The organism is Providencia sp. PROV255, assembly GCF_028478065.1.
GTDB classification, from domain to species: Bacteria; Pseudomonadota; Gammaproteobacteria; order Enterobacterales; family Enterobacteriaceae; genus Providencia; species Providencia rettgeri.
Map to the genome: position 1 here is coordinate 28519 of NZ_JAMPMI010000015.1, position 21603 is coordinate 50121.

The 21603-nt window shown below is 40.3% G+C and carries 24 protein-coding genes; 10 read left to right on the top strand and 14 right to left on the bottom strand.

Translation table 11 applies throughout. The features are described from left to right. Positions 1 to 5 precede the first annotated feature (5 nt). The 7 genes from waaO to radC form a co-directional block, all read right to left on the bottom strand. Complete coding sequence (gene waaO / locus PR725_RS15365; protein ID WP_117162980.1) at positions 6 to 1019, bottom strand: lipopolysaccharide 3-alpha-galactosyltransferase; 1014 nt, start codon at positions 1017 to 1019, stop codon at positions 6 to 8. A 24-nt stretch (positions 1020 to 1043) separates the two neighbouring features. Further along, a complete protein-coding gene (rfaP, locus tag PR725_RS15370; protein WP_004906907.1) occupies positions 1044 to 1841 on the bottom strand; it encodes a lipopolysaccharide core heptose(I) kinase RfaP in 798 nt (265 codons plus the stop codon). Then, positions 1834 to 2958: a glycosyltransferase family 4 protein gene (locus tag PR725_RS15375; protein ID WP_117162979.1), complete on the bottom strand. Its 1125-nt coding sequence runs from the start codon at positions 2956 to 2958 to the stop codon at positions 1834 to 1836. Before PR725_RS15375 ends, rfaP begins: the two co-directional genes overlap by 8 nt. Position 2959: 1 nt before the next feature. Then, complete coding sequence (gene rfaQ / locus PR725_RS15380; protein WP_117162978.1) at positions 2960 to 4024, bottom strand: lipopolysaccharide core heptosyltransferase RfaQ; 1065 nt, start codon at positions 4022 to 4024, stop codon at positions 2960 to 2962. Positions 4025 to 4222: 198 nt separating this feature from the next. After that, the gene (gene rpmG, locus PR725_RS15385; RefSeq protein WP_004265124.1) at positions 4223 to 4390 is read right to left on the bottom strand and encodes a 50S ribosomal protein L33; all 168 of its coding nucleotides are present in this window, start codon (positions 4388 to 4390) and stop codon (positions 4223 to 4225) included. Between the two features lie 11 nt (positions 4391 to 4401). Then, complete coding sequence (gene rpmB / locus PR725_RS15390) at positions 4402 to 4638, bottom strand: 50S ribosomal protein L28 (protein ID WP_004265123.1); 237 nt, start codon at positions 4636 to 4638, stop codon at positions 4402 to 4404. A 274-nt stretch (positions 4639 to 4912) separates the two neighbouring features. After that, on the bottom strand, positions 4913 to 5581 hold the full coding sequence (gene radC, locus PR725_RS15395; RefSeq protein WP_004906900.1) for a RadC family protein: 669 nt from the start codon (positions 5579 to 5581) through the stop codon (positions 4913 to 4915). A gap of 180 nt (positions 5582 to 5761) precedes the next feature. Here radC and coaBC point away from each other — a divergent pair, with 180 nt between their 5' ends. The 3 genes from coaBC to slmA all read left to right on the top strand — a co-directional run bounded on the left by coaBC (position 5762) and on the right by slmA (position 8232). Next, positions 5762 to 6973 carry a bifunctional phosphopantothenoylcysteine decarboxylase/phosphopantothenate--cysteine ligase CoaBC gene (gene coaBC / locus PR725_RS15400; protein WP_272569654.1) on the top strand — a complete coding sequence of 404 codons (1212 nt, stop codon included), beginning with the start codon at positions 5762 to 5764 and terminating at the stop codon, positions 6971 to 6973. Next, a complete protein-coding gene (dut, locus tag PR725_RS15405) occupies positions 6960 to 7415 on the top strand; it encodes a dUTP diphosphatase (protein WP_117162977.1) in 456 nt (151 codons plus the stop codon). Before coaBC ends, dut begins: the two co-directional genes overlap by 14 nt. Before the next feature lie 217 nt (positions 7416 to 7632). Then, entirely contained in the window at positions 7633 to 8232 is a 600-nt protein-coding gene (slmA, locus tag PR725_RS15410) for a nucleoid occlusion factor SlmA (protein WP_004906897.1), read from the top strand. A gap of 49 nt (positions 8233 to 8281) precedes the next feature. On the opposite strand, the gene pyrE is transcribed toward slmA, so the two are convergent. After that, positions 8282 to 8926, bottom strand: coding sequence for an orotate phosphoribosyltransferase (pyrE, locus tag PR725_RS15415; protein WP_004906896.1), 645 nt, complete (start codon positions 8924 to 8926; stop codon positions 8282 to 8284). 112 nt (positions 8927 to 9038) lie between these two features. Beyond that, complete coding sequence (gene rph / locus PR725_RS15420) at positions 9039 to 9752, bottom strand: ribonuclease PH (RefSeq protein ID WP_004265108.1); 714 nt, start codon at positions 9750 to 9752, stop codon at positions 9039 to 9041. 123 nt (positions 9753 to 9875) lie between these two features. On the opposite strand from rph, the gene PR725_RS15425 reads away from it, so the two are divergent. The 5 genes from PR725_RS15425 (at position 9876) to PR725_RS15445 (ending at position 14783) form a co-directional block, all read left to right on the top strand. After that, on the top strand, positions 9876 to 10739 hold the full coding sequence (locus PR725_RS15425; protein ID WP_004906895.1) for a YicC/YloC family endoribonuclease: 864 nt from the start codon (positions 9876 to 9878) through the stop codon (positions 10737 to 10739). Between the two features lie 454 nt (positions 10740 to 11193). After that, complete coding sequence (locus PR725_RS15430) at positions 11194 to 12504, top strand: MFS transporter (protein WP_109912527.1); 1311 nt, start codon at positions 11194 to 11196, stop codon at positions 12502 to 12504. Positions 12505 to 12548: 44 nt separating this feature from the next. Then, positions 12549 to 13196: an RraA family protein gene (locus PR725_RS15435; RefSeq protein ID WP_272569658.1), complete on the top strand. Its 648-nt coding sequence runs from the start codon at positions 12549 to 12551 to the stop codon at positions 13194 to 13196. 9 nt (positions 13197 to 13205) lie between these two features. Next, on the top strand, positions 13206 to 13997 hold the full coding sequence (locus tag PR725_RS15440; protein WP_110731531.1) for a carbon-nitrogen hydrolase family protein: 792 nt from the start codon (positions 13206 to 13208) through the stop codon (positions 13995 to 13997). Positions 13998 to 14159: 162 nt separating this feature from the next. After that, positions 14160 to 14783, top strand: a complete 624-nt coding sequence (locus PR725_RS15445; RefSeq protein WP_109912529.1) for a GntR family transcriptional regulator — start codon at positions 14160 to 14162, stop codon at positions 14781 to 14783. Positions 14784 to 14859: 76 nt separating this feature from the next. On the opposite strand, the gene PR725_RS15450 is transcribed toward PR725_RS15445, so the two are convergent. The 3 genes from PR725_RS15450 to PR725_RS15460 form a co-directional block, all read right to left on the bottom strand. Next, positions 14860 to 16116 (bottom strand): nucleoside permease, encoded by a 1257-nt coding sequence (locus tag PR725_RS15450; RefSeq protein ID WP_109912530.1) that lies wholly within the window; start codon positions 16114 to 16116, stop codon positions 14860 to 14862. Further along, complete coding sequence (locus PR725_RS15455) at positions 16113 to 17030, bottom strand: DMT family transporter (protein WP_272569687.1); 918 nt, start codon at positions 17028 to 17030, stop codon at positions 16113 to 16115. The genes PR725_RS15450 and PR725_RS15455 overlap by 4 nt, the downstream gene beginning before the upstream one ends. A gap of 67 nt (positions 17031 to 17097) precedes the next feature. Next, positions 17098 to 17916 carry a purine-nucleoside phosphorylase gene (locus PR725_RS15460; protein ID WP_004906865.1) on the bottom strand — a complete coding sequence of 273 codons (819 nt, stop codon included), beginning with the start codon at positions 17914 to 17916 and terminating at the stop codon, positions 17098 to 17100. 321 nt (positions 17917 to 18237) lie between these two features. On the opposite strand from PR725_RS15460, the gene PR725_RS15465 reads away from it, so the two are divergent. Beyond that, entirely contained in the window at positions 18238 to 19311 is a 1074-nt protein-coding gene (locus PR725_RS15465; RefSeq protein WP_227024238.1) for an ROK family protein, read from the top strand. Positions 19312 to 19388: 77 nt separating this feature from the next. Then, on the top strand, positions 19389 to 20159 hold the full coding sequence (gene thiM, locus PR725_RS15470; protein ID WP_272569690.1) for a hydroxyethylthiazole kinase: 771 nt from the start codon (positions 19389 to 19391) through the stop codon (positions 20157 to 20159). Positions 20160 to 20226: 67 nt separating this feature from the next. On the opposite strand, the gene PR725_RS15475 is transcribed toward thiM, so the two are convergent. After that, the gene (locus PR725_RS15475) at positions 20227 to 20931 is read right to left on the bottom strand and encodes a lipopolysaccharide core heptose(II) kinase RfaY (protein ID WP_198635141.1); all 705 of its coding nucleotides are present in this window, start codon (positions 20929 to 20931) and stop codon (positions 20227 to 20229) included. 200 nt (positions 20932 to 21131) lie between these two features. Then, positions 21132 to 21603 (bottom strand): UDP binding domain-containing protein (locus PR725_RS15480; RefSeq protein WP_272569692.1); only part of this gene is annotated, 472 nt, incomplete at its 5' end.

Sequence of the window (21603 nt, forward strand, 5' to 3'; positions counted from 1 at the left end):
AATTATTATTTACTTAATTTAACCAAAAAATACTGAAGATTATTTTTTATACCAGAGAGAATTTTTCCCTGATTAAACATATGCTTAGCACAATAGCGCAAATGATTACTGCTTTTAGCCTTCAGTAACGGAATGTCTTTCCAAGGTGATGCATTTTTTGCATTAGTAAAGGGCTGAGCTGTTGAGTAATTTGCCCACTCATGCCAAGGCTTAGTTGGGCCAATATAATGAATCAATACAGTTTCAGACGTTATTGGGTTCTCTTTTTTGCCTTTTTGCAGCTCATAATTAATACTATATTGAGTGTTGTATTTGCCATCAAGGTAAATGACTTTCCCTGTTAATAGCATATTTAAGATATCTTGATCTAAATAGGATAATTTTGCTTTAACAACATCTTGAGAAAGTAAGTCCATTGCTTTCGTTGAGATATCAAATTTTGACCAATTCACTAAATTTAAGACTAAAAAACCTGCATTAAAATACCCCGAAGCGATGCTCGGGATCCCTAACGCATCAGCTCTTTTTTGCCACCAAATACTATCCCTTTCAGGCACAACTGCAGCTATTTCATCATCTTTAAACGGAATATTTAACAGTGGCTGCAGCGTTCCTTGACACATAATATCTGCATCCATATAGATCATTCTATCTAGCTGGTTTGAAAAGTAATCCGCAATAATAAACCTGAAATAAGTTGCATATGACCAATTTTTGGTACTTGGGAGCAATTTAAGCTGTTCACAGTCAACTAAATAAACTTTAATACTCGTCTTATATTGCTCTGCGAGCTGTTTAAATAATTTACTTTGCTCATCATCAAAGTAGTCAGTAAACACATGAAATGAAAAAGAGATATCAGGATTTGTTTTTAATAGAGAAGCAATCGAGATCCCACAACCATATAGAAAATTACGGTCAATCCCATAGGAAATATGTAAGCTATCATTATTAACAATAGCGTCTGGTGACGATAAATCAATTTGCTGTGTAACCGCATTTTCTTTATTGAAGAACATTTATATCTCTCTTCTCTCTTTGACTCACAATGACTTTCTAATTGTGCGTTCTTTAATTTGTGCAGCTTTGCTTTCCGCTTTAGCTATCAATGATGCTTCTTGTTGCAAAATAACTCGCAGCGATAAGCCAAAATAGATTTTCATAAAACGAAGAATATCACGCTGAGTTAGCCCAATATTTAATGATGAGTAATATAAACCAATTAAATCTTTATTGCGCCAACGGGTTGGAACAGAATTTCTGAGTTGTGCCCGATGTAAATCAATTACTGATATTTTTAACTGTTCTTCATTTCCCGTAAATGGCAAATGCAGTAAAAAATGGCAAATATAACAATCACGATGGTTAATACCGGTCGCGTGCATTTTACGCACCATCTTCGCAACACGACGAATAATCATTTGTTTGGTACTAAAAGTTGGTGGGTTATCTAGCCAATTTGCACAATAATCTTCCAAACTCACCGTCGGGGTCAAATCTTCAGTAATAATAAAGGAGTGACGACGAAGAGGGTTAATCCCTTTTTGCCCAAAAGCTCGACCATTCATCGTGTCAACTCCCACTTGAGTCAGTTGATGAATAGCATTCCACTCTCGATCAGCGCCTAATACTGGCAACCGAAAAGAAAATAGATTTTTAAGAACTTCCTTTAGTGTAGTCCCATAATGAATTTTTATAAAATAGCTGCGTCCCTCAAGTTCAAAACGCAGAGTTTTACGCGATTCTAACGCACGAAAAACTTCACCTTGTAGCTTATCCGCCTCGATAAATGGATCTTTATTCTTCCACAATTCACTAAAAGGGGGTTTTAGCTCAATCATTCGCTTCCCCTAAAATAATATCTGCGGCTTTTTCTGGTAAACTATATAAATCTTCTGTATCGGCAAAATATCGCGCATTACTTGCCCATTGTGCTAATTGAACCGGATTTTTTAAACTATCTTCTAGAGCCAAGTTCAGAACCGTTTGCTCAAAGGGCTCATTTACCACAATACCGCATTTGGCTTGGCTAATAAATGAAGCATATCCACACACTTCTGTGACAATAATCGGTAAACCCGCGGTAATTGCCTCTAATAACACAATACCAGCAGCTTCTTGATAAGCCGGGTGCATTAATATATCGGCTGCAGCCATTAATTCTGCAATATCATTACGTCCACTAAAGAAAGAGACTTGTGAGCCGATTCCTAGCGTTTTCGCTAACTGTTGGTATTTCACTGGTTTATCTTGACCGACTACCATCAATAGCGTGTTTTTCTTAATATCATCGGGCAATGCCGCAATGGCTTTTATGGTCCGATCGACGCCTTTACGTTTGAAGTCAGAACCCACCTGCAATACTAAAAATGCAGATTCAGGTATTTGATTTTTTTCACGATAAACTTTTTTAGCTTCCGCAACTTGCTTATCATACTTTCTATCTTGGGCAATACCGGGTGGCAGCATATGGAAACGCTCATTTTCTGTCCCATAATGCTTTTTAAAATGACTAATTTGATGCGGTGTTAACATGAGTAATTGCGTCGGTTTCCCCACTGCAAAAACAGCTTTTTCAAATGCAGCATAGTGTTTATAGCGAGGCGTCAGCTTATAAAAAAAACCTTTTTCTTCAGCGACTTTTTGTGCATAACAAACATCTGCTGCATAATAAATATCTAGTCCTGGCATTTTATTGAAACCAACTACCCGCTCAGCAGGATGCTGCTTTAAATGCGCCAACACCCAGTCACAATATTGTGCGTTTCGTCCATGATTCGTTTTTGATGTCACCGGCACGATAATAATTTCAAAGCCGCTAGGCTTATCACCATCCCATGATTGGGTATAGACACGTACGTGATGCCCACGTGATTGGCATTCCGTTGCAATACGTAGAAAATCCCGCTGTAACCCACCAAACGGAAAGTATTTATATAAGCAAAATGCCAGATTCATGTTAATACCTTGTCATCATAGAGCGAATATTCATCGGCAATATTTTCTCTGTGGCTTTAATTACATCGGATGCAGGGACAATAGATAAATACTTTTTACTGCGGTCAAGTTCATCTCGCGGAGGCATAGGTTCATAGTCTCCGGCCCAGAATTGCACACTATTATCGCTCCAAGGCCGCCAAAAAATATGATTTGTCGCACCGAAAAGACACACAATTGGTGTTTTGACTGCAGCAGCAATGTGCATCGGTGCAGAATCAACACCGATGAATAGAGCGGCATGAGCAATCAGTGCGCCTAACTCTGGAAATGAAGTCTTTCCTGCAAGCTCAGTAACAGGCGTTGTTTGGCAACCATTTGCAATATCACTGATACATTCTAAATCTTCTTTACTCGGTCCCGATGTTAAAACCACTTGATAACCACGAGACTGCAATGCATCAATGACGGCTGAAAACTTTTCATTATCCCAACACTTAAAAGCTTGGCGCGCTGTTGGTTGAATAACGACATAGCTGCTATGGACACCTAAGCTTAGTAACCTTTCATCAATATTTTTCCAATCCTGCTCTGAATAAGACATCGTTAGATGCGTTTTTAATTCTTTTATTTCTAACGGCTTGAGCACTGATAGGTTATTCAGAACAACGTGTTCGCCTTCAGGTTCTATCAAATGCGTAAAACTATTACGCCAGTATTTAGAATCTCGATGGGTAAATTGATGGGAAATTTTTGTGTCAGCAGGAATAGCCCGAACTAATACACTCACCATCCACTGATCTGCAAGGTTAACAACTAAATCGTATTTATTTTTACGCAGCTTTAGCAGTAGCTTAATAAAATTATATGCTTTACTCAGCCCACTACTTTTTTTCCCCGCCATGCCGTACAAAGCGTTAATTTCAGCATTTTCAGAGAGAATGGGGATAGTATCCTGATAAAGCAAAACGTCAATTTCAGCATCAGGATATCGGTGTTTTAATGAGCTGATAACGGGTGTTGTCAGCAACATGTCCCCATGAAACCTCATCTTGATCACAAGAATTTTTTTAAACTGTTTTTTCACCAGGCACTCTTAATCAAGTCTATATGTAAAAGACAATAGTCATTCGACAACAAATATCATTATTAATTCAATGAATACTCACTATGTTACTACTTTCATAATAATGGTCATAGCTTCGAATGCACATATCCGCGACAACCCAAATTTTAGGTAAAAAAAAACTCAGCCGAAGCTGAGTTTTTAACGCAGAAAGCAAAATTATTTGATTTTTGCTTCTTTGTAGATCACATGCTTACGAACAACTGGATCGAATTTTTTCAGTTCCAGTTTTTCTGGCATTGTGCGCTTGTTCTTCGTAGTGGTATAGAAATGACCTGTACCTTCAGAAGAGACTAGCTTGATTTTCTCGCGAATACCTTTAGCCATTTTTTAGCTCCTTAGTACTTCTCACCACGGGTACGCAGTTCAGCAAGAACAGCATCAATACCCTTTTTATCGATAACACGCATACCTTTAGCAGATACACGCAGTGTTACGAAACGTTTCTCAGACTCAACCCAGAAACGGTGAGAGTGCAGGTTTGGCAAAAAACGACGTTTGGTCGCGTTTAATGCGTGTGAACGGTTGTTACCGCTCATTGGACGCTTGCCAGTAACTTGGCAGACTCGTGACATGTCTATTCTCCAAAAATCTAATCAGCTCGAGCTTTTTTGTTCTGGGTATGGCCGCCTCGTCAGGCTTAGGAGCCCATCTCAGCAAACTTTCATTGACTGAAAAAACCGTTGATACCTAAATAAAGATTTACTTTACTAAAACGTAAAAATTTACTGAGATAGGCCCTTCTCGCCAAACCCAAGATCCTTAAAGGTGGCGTAGTATACGCTTTCCATCGTTTTCACTCAAGCCCAACACAAAGAAAGTTGTCATTTTTTAGGCAAAAAAATAATTTTATAACCATCCTCGCTCCACAAATGACACACATTGCTTATGCCCAACGACAAAATGGTCAAGCAATTTAATCCCCATAATAGTACAAGCACGTTGGATACGCTCTGTCACTTGCCTGTCTGCTACGCTTGGTTCCGGATTACCTGATGGATGGTTATGGGCGAGTATAATCCCGTTTGCATTCATTTTTATGGCAAAGCGAATGATTTCTCTGGGGTGAACTTCAACTTTGTTTAAAGTACCTTTAAACAACTCTTCATGACAAATAATTTGATTTTTATTATTTAAAAATATCACGACAAAAACTTCACGCTCTTGCCCTGCGAACAAATCCAACAACTTTGCTTTCAACTGTTCAGGCCCAGTCATCACATCTTCATGTAAAAATTGTTCAGAGAAAAAACGGCGAGCTAATTCACTCACAGCCTGTAATTGGGTAAATTTACAACTCCCCATTCCTTTACATTGCTTGAGTTTTTCGTAGTCTGCTTGTAGAAGCAAATATACTGAACCAAACTCCTGTATTAAACGCTTCGCAAGCTGTAAAACGGGTTCGCCTTGGCTCCCTGTACGTAGAAAAATAGCGAGTAGTTCAGCATCAGATAACGCAGCTGCCCCGTATGCGAGTAGCTTTTCCCTTGGTGGTAGGTCTAGATGTTCACTCATCATATTTTTTGTCCCTAAATCCCTTGCTTCCTTTTTATCTAGTCTAAAAAACATTCACAATCACTCTCATAAGGGTTTGCGTAGCGCTTCGCAAAAATAGTACTGTGATGAAAAATCGAGCGCGCCACCTCGCGCTTCTCTGTGGTAATATGCCTCCCATGTTGACCGAATTGGATAAAAATAATGAATCAACTGTCACTATTAGGTAAGCAGATAGTTATTGGTATTAGTGGGGGCATTGCTGCGTACAAAATCCCTGAACTCACCCGCCGTTTGCGCGATAAAGGTGCGATAGTACGCGTTGTGATGACTCAAGGTGCTAAAGCCTTTATTACACCTTTAACCTTGCAAGCCGTTTCAGGGCATCCCGTTTCTGATGACCTGCTAGACCCTGCTGCTGAGGCTGCTATGGGCCATATTGAACTGGCTAAATGGGCAGATCTCATTATTCTAGCACCGGCTACTGCGGATTTAATTGCTCGCCTCAGTGCAGGAATGGCAAATGACTTACTCACAACAGTTTGCCTTGCTTCCGCAGCACCGATTGCACTTGTGCCAGCAATGAACCAACAAATGTACCGAGCAAAAGCAACCCAAGAAAATTTAATCAAATTGCAACAACGTCAATGTATGATTTGGGGGCCAGATGCAGGTAGCCAAGCCTGTGGTGATATTGGCCCTGGTCGCATGATTGACCCACTAGAAATTGTTCGTCTAGCCAATGAGTTTTTTACCCCTAAACTCGACTTACAAGGCATCAAATTACTGATCACTGCGGGCCCAACACGGGAAGCGCTAGACCCAGTTCGCTTTATTAGTAACCATAGTTCGGGGAAAATGGGTTTTGCCATTGCTAAAGCAGCCAGTCAACGTGGTGCCGATGTCACTTTAATTGCAGGCCCTGTAAATATTGAAACACCAGAAGGCGTTAACCGAATTGATGTCATGAGTGGCTTAGAGATGTATGAACAAGTGCATCAAACCATTGCTGAACAAAATATTTTTATTGGTTGCGCTGCAGTTGCAGATTATCGCGCAAAAAACATTGCTGAAAATAAAATAAAAAAACAAGGTGATGAAGTTTCGATTACACTTATCAAAAATCCAGATATCGTGGCTAGTGTCGGAAACCTAAAACACAATAGGCCATATGTTGTTGGATTTGCAGCTGAAACCCAAAATGTGGAAGAATATGCACGCCAAAAACGACAACAAAAGCAACTCGACCTCATTTGTGCCAATGACGTCTCACTAGCAGACAACGGGTTTAATAGCGATAACAACGCGTTACATCTTTTTGATGCAAACGGTGATACCCGTTTGCCTCACTGTAATAAAAACGAATTAAGCCACTATTTACTTGACGAGATACTTCAACGTTATGAAAAAAATTGACCTAAAAATCCTCGATAGCCGTATCGGTAATGAATTTCCTCTACCAGCCTATGCCACCACAGGTTCTGCTGGTTTAGACCTACGTGCATGCCTTGATGCACCAATCGATTTGGCACCAGGTCAAACAGAACTTATTCCAACAGGTTTAGCCATTCACATTGCAGATGAAAGTCTTGCTGCAGTCATCTTACCTCGTTCCGGTTTAGGTCATAAACATGGCGTTGTACTGGGCAACCTCGTTGGCCTCATTGATTCTGATTATCAAGGCCAGCTCATGGTGTCTGTCTGGAACCGCAGTGACAAAGCTTTTACCATTGAACCTGGTGAACGTATGGCACAAATGGTGTTTGTCCCGGTTGTTCAGGCGGAATTTAATATTGTTGATGATTTTGACACAACCGAGCGTGGAACTGGCGGTTTCGGTCATTCTGGCCGTCAATAAATAGAACATCCTGATAACTAATATGCTAGATAGAACCTAAATTAGGTTCTATCTTTATGAATAAAAACAATCAGCCGCATATTTTCTTTCAGGAAGCTTGCTCAACATTACTTATATTTTAAACATTTTTTAAATCCATTTTGCTTCGAAACTTTCTTTACTAAGAGCAAAATTTTGGATAGTTTGTTTTGCTGTTTTAGCAGGGGTCTTATTAGACATGGCAGAAAAAGCGATAACACAAAAACGTAACAGACGTGATGAGATTTTACAGGCTCTTGCGTTAATGTTAGAAAGTAGTGATGGCAGCCAACGTATTACAACAGCAAAACTTGCTGCTACGGTTGGTGTATCAGAAGCTGCGCTATATCGTCATTTTCCGAGTAAAATGAAAATGTTCGATAGCCTTATTGGGTTTATTGAAGACTCATTAGTTTCACGCATTAATCTGATTTTAACTGATGAAAAAGATACGATAATTAGAATTAAACTAATACTTGCCCTAATACTTGGGTTTTCCGAGAAAAATCCTGGGCTTACGCGTATAATGACTGGCCATGCTCTGATGTTTGAGCAAGATAGGCTGCAAGATCGTATTAACCAATTATTTGAACGTATAGAATCACAATTACGGCAGGTGTTAAAAGAGAAAAAAATACGTGATGGCCATGGGTTTATTCATGATGAGTCATTACTTGCTTCTCAGTTACTAGCCTTTTGTGAAGGGATGCTCTCTCGTTTTGTGCGTTCTGAGTTTCGTTATCGGCCAACCGTCGAGTTTGAATCGCGCTGGCCTTTAATTCTAGCTCAGTTACAATAACCGATTATTTATACTACTCACCCCGCCCATCATTGGGCGAGGGCTTTTTTTATTCAATTCCGTATTGTTCGCGATAAGCCTTCATAGCCGCTAAATGTTCCTGCATACCTTCCTTTTCAGCAAGATAGGTGATTAAATCGCTCATGGTAATAATTGAGTAAACTTTACAACCATAATCACGCTCAACCTCTTGTACTGCTGAAATTTCACCTTTGCCTTTTTCTTGGCGATCAAGGCATAACAGAACACCATTCAACGTAGCTTGTTGTTGTTTAATAATTTCCATTGATTCACGAATTGCCGTCCCTGCGGTAATCACATCATCAACTACCACAACACGCCCTTGTAAAGGACTTCCGACTAACACGCCGCCTTCCCCATGGTCTTTAGCTTCTTTGCGGTTGAAGCAGTATGGCATATCGATGTCATGGTGCTCAGAAAGTGCTACCGCTGTCGTCGTTGCAATGGGGATCCCTTTATACGCTGGACCAAAAATGACATCACACTCAATTGCGCTATCTTGTAATGCTTGTGCATAAAAACGACCGACAAGTGCCAGATCACGCCCTGTATTAAATAACCCCGCATTGAAAAAGTAAGGGCTTTTACGACCTGATTTCAGCGTAAACTCACCAAATTTAAGTACCTGTTTTTTCATGGCAAGTTCAATAAAATCGCGCTGATAGGCTTTCATTGGTCATTCTCCTCGTTGATGATTATTTATCTATTTTCAAAGCTGGCACACTAGTTGATGAACCAGCAGGCATAAAAAAGGCGACTTTTCAGCCGCCTAATTAATGATTAACTTACTTCAGCGCTTCTCGCTGAGCTTCAAAAATGGTATTTAAACCTGTTTTAGCTAACGCCAATAGGGCTAATAACTCTTCATGACTAAACGGTTCGCCTTCTGCGGTGCCCTGTACTTCAATCATTCGGCCATCATCCATCATGACAACATTCATATCGGTTTCAGCTGCAGAATCTTCAACATACTCAAGATCACATAGAGCTTCTTGGTTTACAATTCCAACCGAAACGGCAGCAACCATTGATTTTAGTGGGCTTTTTGCAATTTTACCTTGCTCAACCATGTTATTCAGTGCATCAACAAGCGCCACACAAGCACCAGAAATCGCTGCTGTCCGTGTACCACCATCCGCTTGAATAACATCACAGTCTAAAGTAATGGTGTATTCACCTAATTTTTTAAGGTCAACCGCAGCACGTAAAGAACGTGCAATTAAACGTTGGATTTCCATCGTACGACCGGTTTGTTTTCCTCGTGCAGCTTCACGTTGATTACGTGAGTTTGTTGCGCGCGGTAACATGCCATACTCCGCTGTAACCCAACCTTGCCCCTGCCCTTTTAAAAAGCGAGGAACCCCTTCTTCAACAGTTGCATTACATAACACCTTCGTGTCGCCAAACTCAATAAGAACAGAGCCTTCTGCATGCTTAGTATAGTTGCGCGTGATAGTAATCGGGCGCATTTGGTCTGCTTGTCTATCTGCTGGGCGCATGGTGTTATCTCCATTATCAACTCAAATTGGGACGCATTATACGTTGTTCAAGCGATAATGCCTATCCTGTCATCCTGCATAGCGTTATAATCGCCTAAATCTTTACGATAATGGGAACGAATTATGATCCGTAGTATGACCGCTTTTGCCCGTCGGGATATCAAGGGTGAATGGGGGAATGCGGCCTGGGAGCTGCGTTCCGTGAACCAACGTTATTTAGAAACGTATATTCGCTTACCTGAGCAATTCAGAAGCCTTGAGCCCGTTATTCGCGAACGTCTGCGTTCTCGCCTAACACGTGGAAAGGTAGAATGTAGCCTACGCTTTGAGTTAGATGGCGCAAATCGTGGTGAATTAATCCTAAATGAACAATTAGCACGCCAATTAATCAGTGCTGCGAATTGGGTTAAAAATTACAGCCATGAAGGTGAAATAAACCCATTAGAAATTTTGCGTTGGCCGGGTGTGATGTCAGCAGGTGAACAAGATTTAGATGTCATCAGCGAACAGCTACTGGCAGGCTTAGATGAAGCTATTGATGCTTTCATTCAAAGCCGTGAAGCTGAAGGTGCTTCATTGCATGCACTCATCGAACAACGCCTTGATGGCGTCTTAGTTGAAGTCGCAAAAGTACGTCAACATATGCCAGAAATTTTACAGTGGCAACGTGAACGCTTACAAAATAAGTTAGAAGAAGCTGATATTCAAGTGGATAACAACCGTCTGGAACAAGAACTTATTCTATTGGCTCAACGTGTTGATGTTGCAGAAGAACTGGATAGACTAGAAGCTCACGTTAAAGAAACGCGTAATATCTTGAAGAAAAAAGAGGCAACTGGTCGCCGCCTTGACTTTATGATGCAAGAATTCAACCGCGAAGCTAATACGTTAGCGTCAAAATCAATTAATAGCGAAGTTACAACCTCTGCAGTTGAACTCAAAGTATTAATCGAGCAAATGAGAGAACAAATTCAAAATATTGAATAATCACTCCTTGACGATTTTAATCCATAAAAAGCTAATCGACCTTAATTATCGTTTGGCTTTTTTTGGAGATATTCTCAATATTTACTCGAAATAGGTGCTAGTTGTCACGATTTTTGAAGCTATATTCCACAACAACCCTTCGACGATATTAAAAAATTTATACCGAAGCAGTATTAATTATTCTTTCTCAAATAATTAGTAACGTCGATTAAATCGTTCCCCATGAAATCATAACAACTTGATTTTTCATAATAAAATTTATTACCTATCTATTTTCCTAAAAATAAGATCTCGCTCATAAATCAATCAAATGTTTTGAGTTCAGTCACAGATAACAAAACAGATCTTTGACACCTCAATAACTGCTTATTAACATCCGTCTTGTATACAAGTTGAATTCAATATAAATACAATAAGGTTGATTACCTCGACAAACCAATAAAAAGGTAACTCTATGTCACATAATGATTCTGTTGTAACACCAGCAACGAAAGACTCACCAGGGCGTTTACGTTGGGGATTAGCAGCAATATTTTTTATTATCGGTTTGATTGCGTATATGGATCGCGCCAATATTTCCATTGTGGCCGAACATATGATGACCGATTTAGGAATGAGCAAAGTTCAATTTGGCTTTTTGGGTGCGTTATTTTCTCTTGGCTATGCACTAGCCCAAATCCCAAGCGGGATACTTGCAGAGCGGTTTGGTAGCAGACTAATCGCAACCATCAGCCTATATATTTGGTCTGCATTTACCATCTTAACTGTCGTGGCTCCTACCTATATTTGGCTATGTATCGTACGCTTCCTATTCGGCGTTGGGGAAGCGCCGCTCTACCCTGCAAATGCCGTTTTTAATACATGGTGGTTTCGCCAAAATGAAAAGGCACGAGCCGCTAGCTTCTTACTTGCCGGTTCCTATTTTGGGCCTGTGATTGCCCCCACTCTTACCGTATTTATTATGATTTCATTCGGGTGGCATGCCGTTTTCTATATATTTGGTGTGATTGGCATTCTTATCGGCATGGTTTGGTATTTTTTTGCCAGAAATAAGCCTGAGCAACACCCTAAAATTTCTCAAAGTGAAATCGCATTCATCCATGAAGGCCGAACAATTAGTGAGCAAGGCGGTACTGATGTTAAAGCCCCTTGGCGCAAATTTATGAAAGAACGTCCTTTCTGGGCTGTTGGCTTCCAATATTTTTTTGTTGCCTATATGACCACCTTATTCATGATTTGGTTACCCACCTACTTACAAGAAGCTCGAGGCTTTTCATTAACCCAAATGGGCGTAGCCGCCAGTTTTCCTTGGTTAGCAATTTGTATCGCAGTACTCACTGCAGGCTCAATTTCTGATTGGTTACTCAACAAAGGGTACTCGCAGTTAGTCGCTAGAGGCTATATCGCGATTGCCGGTTTTATTCTATTTATCGTGGGGATTTGCGGCGCAGCTCAAACTGAAAGTGCCATCGCTAGTGTTGCATGGCTAACCCTTGCGCTCGGCTCTCTAGGATTACCAGTTGTGACCTCTTGGGCAATCGCAGCAGATAAAGGCCGCCAATATGCTGGCTCGGTCAGTGGATGGATGAACTTGTGGGGTAATCTCGGTGGTGTTATTTCCCCTATTTTATGTGGCTGGCTTGCACAGCATTTTGGCTGGACCGTCGCTTTACTTTTCAATGTGATACCTATCAGTTTAGCGATTGTTTGCTGGTTTTTCATTCAGCCTGATAAACCTTTAGCTGCTGCCGTTAATCCTGACTAATTTTTACCCAAAACACATTATATTCAATAAATAAAGGTGTCCCTATGTTTACATTAAATCCTCGAGTTGCCTGTTTTAGCCCAGAAGTTATCGAAAGTTGCCGTGATGTTTGCCCGTCAACTATTGGACACATGACTGACTTCGGTTTTCTAAAAACATTACGCCCACAAATTGAACAGTGCCAATTTATTGGTAATGCTGTAACTGTACGTATTCCGCATATGGATTCATCTGCTGTACATAAGGTTTTCGACATCGTGCAAGAAGGCGATGTTGTCTGTATCGATATGTCTGGGGATTATGATCGTGCTTGTTGGGGCGAAATGGTTTCTTACATGGCACGGGCAAAGAAAATTGCCGGCGCAGTTATTGATGGTTGTGTCACTGATATCAAAGCATTAGGTGAGATTGGTGTTCCTATTTATGCACGTAAAGTGAGCCCGTTGACGACGCGAATCTTAGGTATTGAAGGCGCAATTAATGTGCCAATTAGTATAGATGGCGTAACGATTCATCCCGGTAATTTAATCATCGCAGATGGTGATGGCATTTTAGTCGCCGATGAAGTTACTCTGCAAGAATATCGTCAACGAGCCCTTAATGCTCAACATGCTGAAATTGATGTTAAAAAGCGCATTGATGCTGGTGAAACATTAGCGGCGATTTCAGGTGCAGCTAAATTTTTTGAATAAGGAGACTCCATGAAAATTGCAATTGCTCAGCTTGCCAGTAGCCCAGATAAAGCTCTAAATTTAAAAAAAGCCTGTGACACTATACAAAAAGCTGCTCAAGGCGGTGCCGACCTCGTCCTATTGCCGGAAATGTTCATGGCATTTGTTCCTGCAGATAGCGGTATTAGCTATGCCGATGTCGCAGAGCCTGTTGATGGCCCTTTTGTCTCCGAGTTGGCAAAAACCGCTAAACAATGCGGTATTTATGTGACTTGTGGAATTTATGAAAGTGCCCCGAATGAGCCGAAAAGAGCATTCAACACGACAGTTATGTTGAACCGCCAAGGTGAGCTTATCTATCATTACCAAAAAACCCACCTGTACGATGCCTTTTCATATCAGGAATCCCTCAACATTATTCAAAGTAATAATGCGTTAAAACCTGTGGAAACTGAATTTGGCAAAATTGGCGTTTTAGTCTGTTATGAGTTGCGTTTCCCAGAAGTTGCTCGAAAACTAACCTTAGCTGGCGCAGACCTTATACTCGTTCCCACAGCATGGGTAAGTGGGCCACTTAAAGAGGAGCATTACCAAACATTAGTTAAAGCACGCGCTTTGGAGAACACAATTCCTGTCTGCGCATGTGACCAAACTGGTAATATTTTTATTGGCCGCAGCCTTGTTTGTGATGCGCTTGGCGTAACCATTGCCTCTGCTGGCTACGATGAAACACTATTTTTTGCTGAAATATCAACGCAGCATACCGCAGAAACACGAGAAAAATTACCTTGCATGCAAAACCGGCGCCCTGAGCTGTATTAGTCTAAAAAACTGGCAAGGATGCTGGTTTATTCAACAAGTTAAGTTCAATTACCCACCAAAATTTAACAGCGCCCTAAATAATATAAAACTAGTGCATTACTTGTATACCAGCCTATTCCTTTCTATACTCACTAAAATTTCTATTATTAACACAAGATCCTGATGAAAGATAAACCACTAAGCCAACAAGCCTATACCGCAATTAAGCATAAAATTCTCAGTAAGCAATTTGGAGAGGAAAGTTATACCTCTGAAAATAGCTTAGTTGAGGAACTCGGTATGAGTCGCACCCCAATTCGCGAAGCCTTATATCAATTGCAAAATGAAGGCTTAGTCAAAATTATCCCTCGAAAAGGTGTTTTTATTCAGAAACTATCGTTAAAAGAGACTCGAGATAATTATGATTTACGCTTAGCAATTGAGTCACATGCAATTAAATTAGTGCGTGAATATTTAACTAATGAGCATTTTTCTATTTTAGAGACCATTATTGAGCGGCAAAATGAATTATTGAAGGAAAATGACTATCAAGGTTGGATAAAAGAAGATGAACGATTCCACCGTTTCTTCTTAGAATTACTGGATAACTCAGTTTTCTTAGATTTAGCGGACAATATTCGCCAGCGAGTATATTTTCAGCCCGACCCTATTTATCGCAATGAATATTATTATGAATCTACACGCCAACATCAGCAATTGGTTGAGCAACTCAAAGCAAAAGAATTTACCCTTGCGGAAGAAACGCTGACTGAGCATATTTTACGCGGTAAACGTAATTATGTTTAATGTTAAAACTAACAAAAAAGAGAAAACCAAATTTATGGTTTTCTCTTAAATTGAATGTTATTTATAACGATTTATCTTAGCTAGATTTGGCTTCTTTCAGTGCTGCGTCTTTATCATGGTGATAATGGAACGTAAATTGGAATATTATTGCCAATACAACAGTATAAGAAGCAAAAACTAACCAAATCATTTGCCAATCTTTAATACCATCCACGGTGTAATAGTCGACAACCAATCCACTTAGTATCGCACCAAAATAGGCCCCAACACCGTTAACCATTGTCATAAATAAGCCTTGGGCACTCGCACGCATACGCGTATCTACTTCTCTTTCAATAAATATAGAGCCTGAAATATTAAAGAAATCAAATGCGCAGCCATAAACAATCATCGACATGATCAAGAACATCAAACCAATGGCTGATGGGTCGCCAAACGCAAAGAAACCAAAGCGTAGTGTCCAAGCGAACATACTTAATAACATGACTGTTTTAATGCCATAGCGTTTCAAGAAAAATGGAATTGCTAAGATAAAACACACTTCAGCCATCTGAGAGATCGATAATAATATCGATGGATACTGTACCACCAAACTATCTTGGTATAACGGGTTCAGCCCGAAGTCGTGCAAGAATGGGTTACCAAATGTATTCGTGATTTGTAAAACAGCGCCAAGTAACATAGCGAATAAGAAAAATACCGCCATAATAGGCTTTTTAAATAACACCAAAGCATCTAAACCTAGCTTACTGATCCAACTACTTGAAATCGCTTTTTTATTGACTTCAATTTTTGGCAAAGTTAGTGAATAAAGCGCTAAAAGCAATGAACAACCACCTGCAATATAAAGCTGCATACTACTTAGCTCAAATTTCAATAAGCTAATGCTCCACATTGCAACAATAAAGCCTACCGTACCAAACACACGAATAGGTGGAAAGTTACTCACTGAATCGAGCTGATATTGGCTTAATGATGAATAACTGATGCTATTTGAGAGTGCAATTGTTGGCATAAAGGCCATTGCATTAATTAACATCACCCAGAACATGATAGTTGAACTTGTGACTGTTGCGGCATAAAACAATGCAGCAGCCCCAATCAAATGGCAAATCATATATAAACGATTTGCTGGAATGTATTTATCTGCAATGATTCCGATAAGCCCGGGCATTAAAATAGCAGCAATACCCTTTGAGCTATACACCATACCGACTTCTGCACCTGAAAAACTCAATGTTTTCATCATGTACGAGCCGAGTGTAACTAACCAACTTCCCCAAACAAAATATTGCAGGAAAAGCATGATTTTCAAGCGGGATTTAATATTCATACAAGGCTCCGTTTGGAGTTATATTTATTTGTTTTTATTTTCAACTCAGCAATGGTAACACCCATAAGGATGACAGCAACACCAACAAACTGAATGAATTCAAGAGGTAAATGCAATACCGTTACGGATAATAAAATCGTGACAGGTAACTGCATTGAGCTAACAATGGTCGCTAAACTGGTACCGATCAGTGGAGTACCTTTGGCAAACATCCACATACCGAAGAAAGAACCAAAGAAAGCCAGAGGTAATCCGTATGAGAAAAATAGAGATTGAAACGTTGAAGCGCTCAATAAGAATGTTGGCGGAACAACAATTGATGTCAAAATTGCGCCCCCTGTTACCATAATTGCAGAACGCATCATAGGATCTGTTTTAACCGCTAATGCTCCACTGACGTAAACACGAATAGCGTTCGATAATGCTGCACATAATCCTAATAGCACACCAAGCCAGTGAAACACGATCCCTGAACTGTTTAACAAACCTGTCGCTAATACTGTTCCAATTAATATCACCACAACTGACACCATGGTCATTACGGGAGGAATTTTGCGGTCAATAAATGCGTTAATTGCAACCCCCATCCATGTAAATTGCAAAAAGAGTACGACACCAAGTGCAGGGGATAAATATTGCAATGATGCATAATACAAAAGCCCGGTTAACCCGGTTGTCGTCCCAGTGAATAACATTAATAGGCCTTGCCGACGTGTTGGCCATACTAGACGTGCTTTTTTAACTAATACGCCTGCGACAACAAAAAACCACAGTAAAATCGCACCTAATACCGTTTGGCTACCGATGACATCATTCAAGGAATACCCTGCGCGGTAGGCCAACACGACGAGTGTTGAAAGGATGCCATAACTACAAGCGCCTAAAGAAACTAAAATTAGACCTTTAAATTTCATTTCAATATTCACCTTATTTAGTGTCATGGACATCTTTATATTAGTTTGAGAAAAAGAACCTAAAAAATTAGAAGCGTTCGATCACGCCTGTCACTAATTTCAAGAAGGTCGCTTTAACTTTTTCAGCTGTTTCAATAACTTCGTCATGACTAAGTGGCTGTTCTAAAATACCGCAAGCCATATTGGTTAAGCAGGAAATGCCCACTGTTTTAATTTGTGAATGATGAGCGACCAGAGCTTCTGGTACGGTAGACATACCAACAGCATCTGCGCCTAAGGTTCTGATCATACGAATTTCGGCAGGTGTTTCATAAGTTGGGCCTGTCCACCATGCATAAACACCTTCACGGACAGAAACACCTTGTTCAGCCGCTACATTCTTGATTGTTTGGCGTAATTCTTTGTTATACACCTCACTGACATCCAAGAAACGCACCCCTAATTCAGGGTTATTTGGCCCCATCAGTGGGTTATTTGCAGTTAAATTAATATGATCGGTAATAATCATCAGATCACCTGGGTTGAAGTCGGTATTTACCGCACCGCAGGCATTGGTGATAATCAATTTTTCAACACCCAACGCTTTCATCAAACGCACAGGGAAAGTGACTTGGTCAAGGGTAAAGCCTTCGTAATAGTGGAAACGGCCTTTCATGGCAACCACATTTTTACCTGCGATGGTGCCGATCACCAATTCATTGGCATGCCCTACCGCTTCAGATTTAGCAAAGTGTGGAATTTCGCTATAAGGAATATGCACTGCATTTTCTAATGTATCCGCGAACGGACCGAGTCCTGAACCCAGAATAATGCCCACTGTTGGTTTAATATCTGTGCGAGACTGAATAAAGCTTAAGCTTTCTAGAATATCTTTTGTATGATGCATGGTTGTTGTCTCCAAATTGACATCGACTAAAAATTGTTAAAATTGATCATAAAGCAATTTAGAAACAGAACAGCGATCTTAATCTCATTTTAATAAAAAGTATTTCGATATGATGTGTCACAGGAAGCAGAATCTTATGCGTATATTTGCTAATCTTTATCGATAGAGTCGGAATGAAAAGGAGTGAGGCGCTTGTTACATACACTATTAAATGAATTTCGCACCTCAAAAAATTCAAAAACACAAAAACTCAAAACGCTTTACCGATTAATTTTAAACCATGGTCCCATTAGGGCAGAGACGTTGACATCACTGGCTAGCATGAAACCAGCAACTTGTGCTCGGTTACTCGACGAACTGGGGAGAAATCACTTAATTTCGACTTCTGAGCTCGGAGAGTCGACCGGTGGCCGTAAACCAATCCTCTATAACATTAATGCTGCAGATGGTTATCTTGTTGGCATTGAAATGAGTGATATATATTCAACGATTGTTTTACAAAACCTAAAATTGGATATTTTAGGTATGGTAAAAGTGAAATATGAGCACCTAGAAACCGCAGAAAATATGGTGGATCATCTGCTCAACAGATTAGATATTTTATTAGCTGAACATGGACTTAGCGTAGAAAGCTTGTTGGGTATCGGCATCGCCATCGACCATATTTTAGAACGTGATAAACTGCCATATCATCAATACCACGCAAGAATAAAAGAACTTCACGACTACATTTCCAGTAAAGTTCCTTGTTTTGTGTTACTCGGAAGTGGGATTAGTTTTGCGGCTTTTGCTGAGTATCGCTTGCGCTATACCTCTGATAGCCAAAGATTTTTATTCACAACCTGTGATACTGATATTCGCAGTTGCACCATCATCAATAACCAATACGCTCCGGCCCCCATTAGTACAGCTCAAGCTTTTGGCCATACAACGATTGATATTAATGGCCAGCGCTGTGAATGTGGGTCATTTGGCTGTTTAAAGCAATATAGTTCACTGTCTGCGATTAAGGCACGAGTAATCCAGCAACTCAGGTTGGGTAAAAGTTCAATAATCAATGAATTAGTTAATAATGAGTCTGAAATTAGCTACCATACTATTTTCCAAGCTCTCACATTGGACGATGCCCTGTGCCTCGAAGCGCTTGGTGAAGCGGCCTATTATTATGGTATCGCCATCGCTAATGCTATTTTAACGACGCAAGCCGATGTGGTGGTGTGCGGCGGTACCCTAACACCTAAAAATCATTTTTTTGAGATGACTAAAAAATCGATTGAAGAAAAACTCGCTATTTTCCCTCATATTAAGACACGTATTTATCCCGCCAATGATTCATATGAAATCGTTGCTCAGGGTGCTGGTGGAATGGTAATGGAGAAGTACCTTGCTGATTAAGCGGTTCTTTCATTAAAACAGATAGAGTGTAGAATAAATCAACAAACCTATACTCTATCACTATTAATGAGGGGATCATGTTAGAATTTGAACACATCAGTAACACGGCGAAATCACTGGTACTACAGCAACTTAATTCTCAATCTCCTCTTGTTCATTGCATGACAAACGATGTTGTTCAGACCTTCACTGCCAATGTCCTATTAGCACTCGGCTGTTCCCCAGCCATGGTGATTGAACCCGAAGAAGCTAAGCAGTTTGCCGCTATCGCACATGGCTTACTAATTAATGTGGGCACATTAACGACAGAGCGTCGATATGCGATGAAATGTGCGGTTAACAGTGCAAATCAAGCACAAAAACCTTGGGTACTTGACCCTGTCGCTGCAGGTGCGCTCAGCTTTCGTACCCATTTTTGCCATGAATTGTTGACACTCAAACCTGCCGCTATTCGCGGTAATGCTTCTGAAATTATGGCGTTAGCAGGAAGCAGTGCAGGTGGCAGAGGCGTTGATTCCCTTAACTCCACTGATGATGCACTCCCCGCGGCACAATTATTAGCGAGACAAGCTAAGACTATTGTTGCGATAAGCGGTGAAGTGGATTACATCACCGATGGAACACGCACCTTTGCGGTGACTGGCGGCCATATTTTAATGACTCGGGTGGTCGGTACGGGATGCGCTCTTTCTGCGGTGGTTGCTGCATGTTGTGCTCTACCTGGTGATAGGCTGCAAAATGTTGCCGCTGCTTGCGCTATCATGAAGCAAGCCGGAGAAACCGCAACCCAGCGCTGCCATGGGACAGGTAGTTTTACCCCTGAATTTTTAGATGCGCTTTATCAATAGTTTTGTTGTGATCGGTAACTTTGTTATTTTCGGTAATTTAGTAGTAATGAAAACTTGGCATAGCACACTAAAGCCGAGTTTTCTTTCCTCTTATTTTTCTTGACCAATGACGAAAGTTATCTCTAAAACGAATAAAGCGATAAACACAATTTTTGCTATCGGGTTCAATATCGTAAAAACGCTGTAATGCAATTAAATCATTCGCTTTGCAAATAGCAAAATTACCATAATCTGATAAATCAATAACCTTTAGCCCCTCATTGGTTACAACAAAGTTTCCTGCATGGATGTCATTAGAAGATAAACCATAGTTATGTAATTGGTTAATGACAGACTTCATTTCTGCATAGTAAGGCGTAATATCATCCAGTTCAGATAAAACCGTTCCTTCCACATATTCCGCAATAATCCATGTTTCTACTGACTCACGACCGACCATTTTTTCAGCAACGAAATAGATGTCATTGGTTACCATACAACCTTTATTTTGAGCAGAGACTAATCGCATTAATAACTGTGAATAAAAAGGTCCTGAAATAATACGCATCAACCGTTTTTCAATACGCTTATCCCGTTCTTTTTCACATTTAATAATATAGTTTTGCCCATCTACATGAATACGAGCAACACTTCTCTCAATATTTCCGCTACCTAAATTCTTACCCGAGATCTTCCCATCAATATAATCATTAACAATTTGCCAAAAATCTATCTCACCTTCTTTTTGATAGGTGATAAAACCGTCTCTTTGTTTTTTTATTATGTTCTGCATAGCAAAATAGCCAATTTTTAATCAATTGACGGATGCTAGCAAATGGCAAACGACATTTCTTAGCGATTGTTGCAAAATGGCGTCTAAAAATAGGTAAGTTGTGCGATATACCTCAAAATTGGTAAGGTTTTAGAAAAGCTGTACGGCTCTATCTATGAGAGCAGGTCACCATAGTGCCAACCTACTCTCATAAAAACCGCTTAGTCGTTACCAAATAAATCGCGGGTATAGACTTTCTCTGCCACATCTTCCAGCTCAGGCACCATCCGGTTGGCTAAAATAATGTCGCTTTCTGCTTTGAAAGTCTCTAAGTCACGAATAACTTTAGAGCGGAAAAATTCATTTTCTTTTAAAACAGGCTCATACACCACCACTTCGATACCCTTGGCTTTGATGCGTTTCATCACACCCTGTACCGCAGAGGCGCGGAAATTATCAGAGCCAGCCTTCATCACTAAGCGATAAACACCGACTTTACGTGGTGCTTTAGCAATAATCGCATCGGAAATAAAGTCTTTGCGGGTGCGGTTCGATTCCACAATGGCGTTAATCAAGTTATTTGGCACGTCATCGTAGTTAGCTAACAGTTGCTTGGTATCTTTTGGTAAACAATAACCACCGTAACCGAATGATGGGTTGTTATAATGGCTGCCAATACGTGGGTCTAAAGAG

Bases quoted from the DNA above. Each gene is read 5' to 3' on its own strand.
- rpmG (WP_004265124.1), bottom strand. From the start codon at position 4,390: ATGGCTAAAGGTATTCGCGAGAAAATCAAGCTAGTCTCTTCTGAAGGT.
- radC (WP_004906900.1), bottom strand. From the start codon at position 5,581: ATGATGAGTGAACATCTAGACCTACCACCAAGGGAAAAGCTACTCGCA.
- rph (WP_004265108.1), bottom strand. From the start codon at position 9,752: ATGCGCCCAGCAGATAGACAAGCAGACCAAATGCGCCCGATTACTATC.
- dut (WP_117162977.1), top strand. From the start codon at position 6,960: ATGAAAAAAATTGACCTAAAAATCCTCGATAGCCGTATCGGTAATGAA.
- rfaP (WP_004906907.1), bottom strand. From the start codon at position 1,841: ATGATTGAGCTAAAACCCCCTTTTAGTGAATTGTGGAAGAATAAAGAT.
- slmA (WP_004906897.1), top strand. From the start codon at position 7,633: ATGGCAGAAAAAGCGATAACACAAAAACGTAACAGACGTGATGAGATT.
- PR725_RS15430 (WP_109912527.1), top strand. From the start codon at position 11,194: ATGTCACATAATGATTCTGTTGTAACACCAGCAACGAAAGACTCACCA.
- PR725_RS15455 (WP_272569687.1), bottom strand. From the start codon at position 17,030: ATGAAATTTAAAGGTCTAATTTTAGTTTCTTTAGGCGCTTGTAGTTAT.
- rpmB (WP_004265123.1), bottom strand. From the start codon at position 4,638: ATGTCACGAGTCTGCCAAGTTACTGGCAAGCGTCCAATGAGCGGTAAC.
- PR725_RS15435 (WP_272569658.1), top strand. From the start codon at position 12,549: ATGTTTACATTAAATCCTCGAGTTGCCTGTTTTAGCCCAGAAGTTATC.
- PR725_RS15425 (WP_004906895.1), top strand. From the start codon at position 9,876: ATGATCCGTAGTATGACCGCTTTTGCCCGTCGGGATATCAAGGGTGAA.
- PR725_RS15375 (WP_117162979.1), bottom strand. From the start codon at position 2,958: ATGAATCTGGCATTTTGCTTATATAAATACTTTCCGTTTGGTGGGTTA.
- pyrE (WP_004906896.1), bottom strand. From the start codon at position 8,926: ATGAAAGCCTATCAGCGCGATTTTATTGAACTTGCCATGAAAAAACAG.
- PR725_RS15445 (WP_109912529.1), top strand. From the start codon at position 14,160: ATGAAAGATAAACCACTAAGCCAACAAGCCTATACCGCAATTAAGCAT.
- waaO (WP_117162980.1), bottom strand. From the start codon at position 1,019: ATGTTCTTCAATAAAGAAAATGCGGTTACACAGCAAATTGATTTATCG.
- coaBC (WP_272569654.1), top strand. From the start codon at position 5,762: ATGAATCAACTGTCACTATTAGGTAAGCAGATAGTTATTGGTATTAGT.
- PR725_RS15460 (WP_004906865.1), bottom strand. From the start codon at position 17,916: ATGCATCATACAAAAGATATTCTAGAAAGCTTAAGCTTTATTCAGTCT.
- PR725_RS15465 (WP_227024238.1), top strand. From the start codon at position 18,238: ATGAAACCAGCAACTTGTGCTCGGTTACTCGACGAACTGGGGAGAAAT.
- PR725_RS15440 (WP_110731531.1), top strand. From the start codon at position 13,206: ATGAAAATTGCAATTGCTCAGCTTGCCAGTAGCCCAGATAAAGCTCTA.
- PR725_RS15450 (WP_109912530.1), bottom strand. From the start codon at position 16,116: ATGAATATTAAATCCCGCTTGAAAATCATGCTTTTCCTGCAATATTTT.
- PR725_RS15475 (WP_198635141.1), bottom strand. From the start codon at position 20,931: ATGCAGAACATAATAAAAAAACAAAGAGACGGTTTTATCACCTATCAA.
- thiM (WP_272569690.1), top strand. From the start codon at position 19,389: ATGTTAGAATTTGAACACATCAGTAACACGGCGAAATCACTGGTACTA.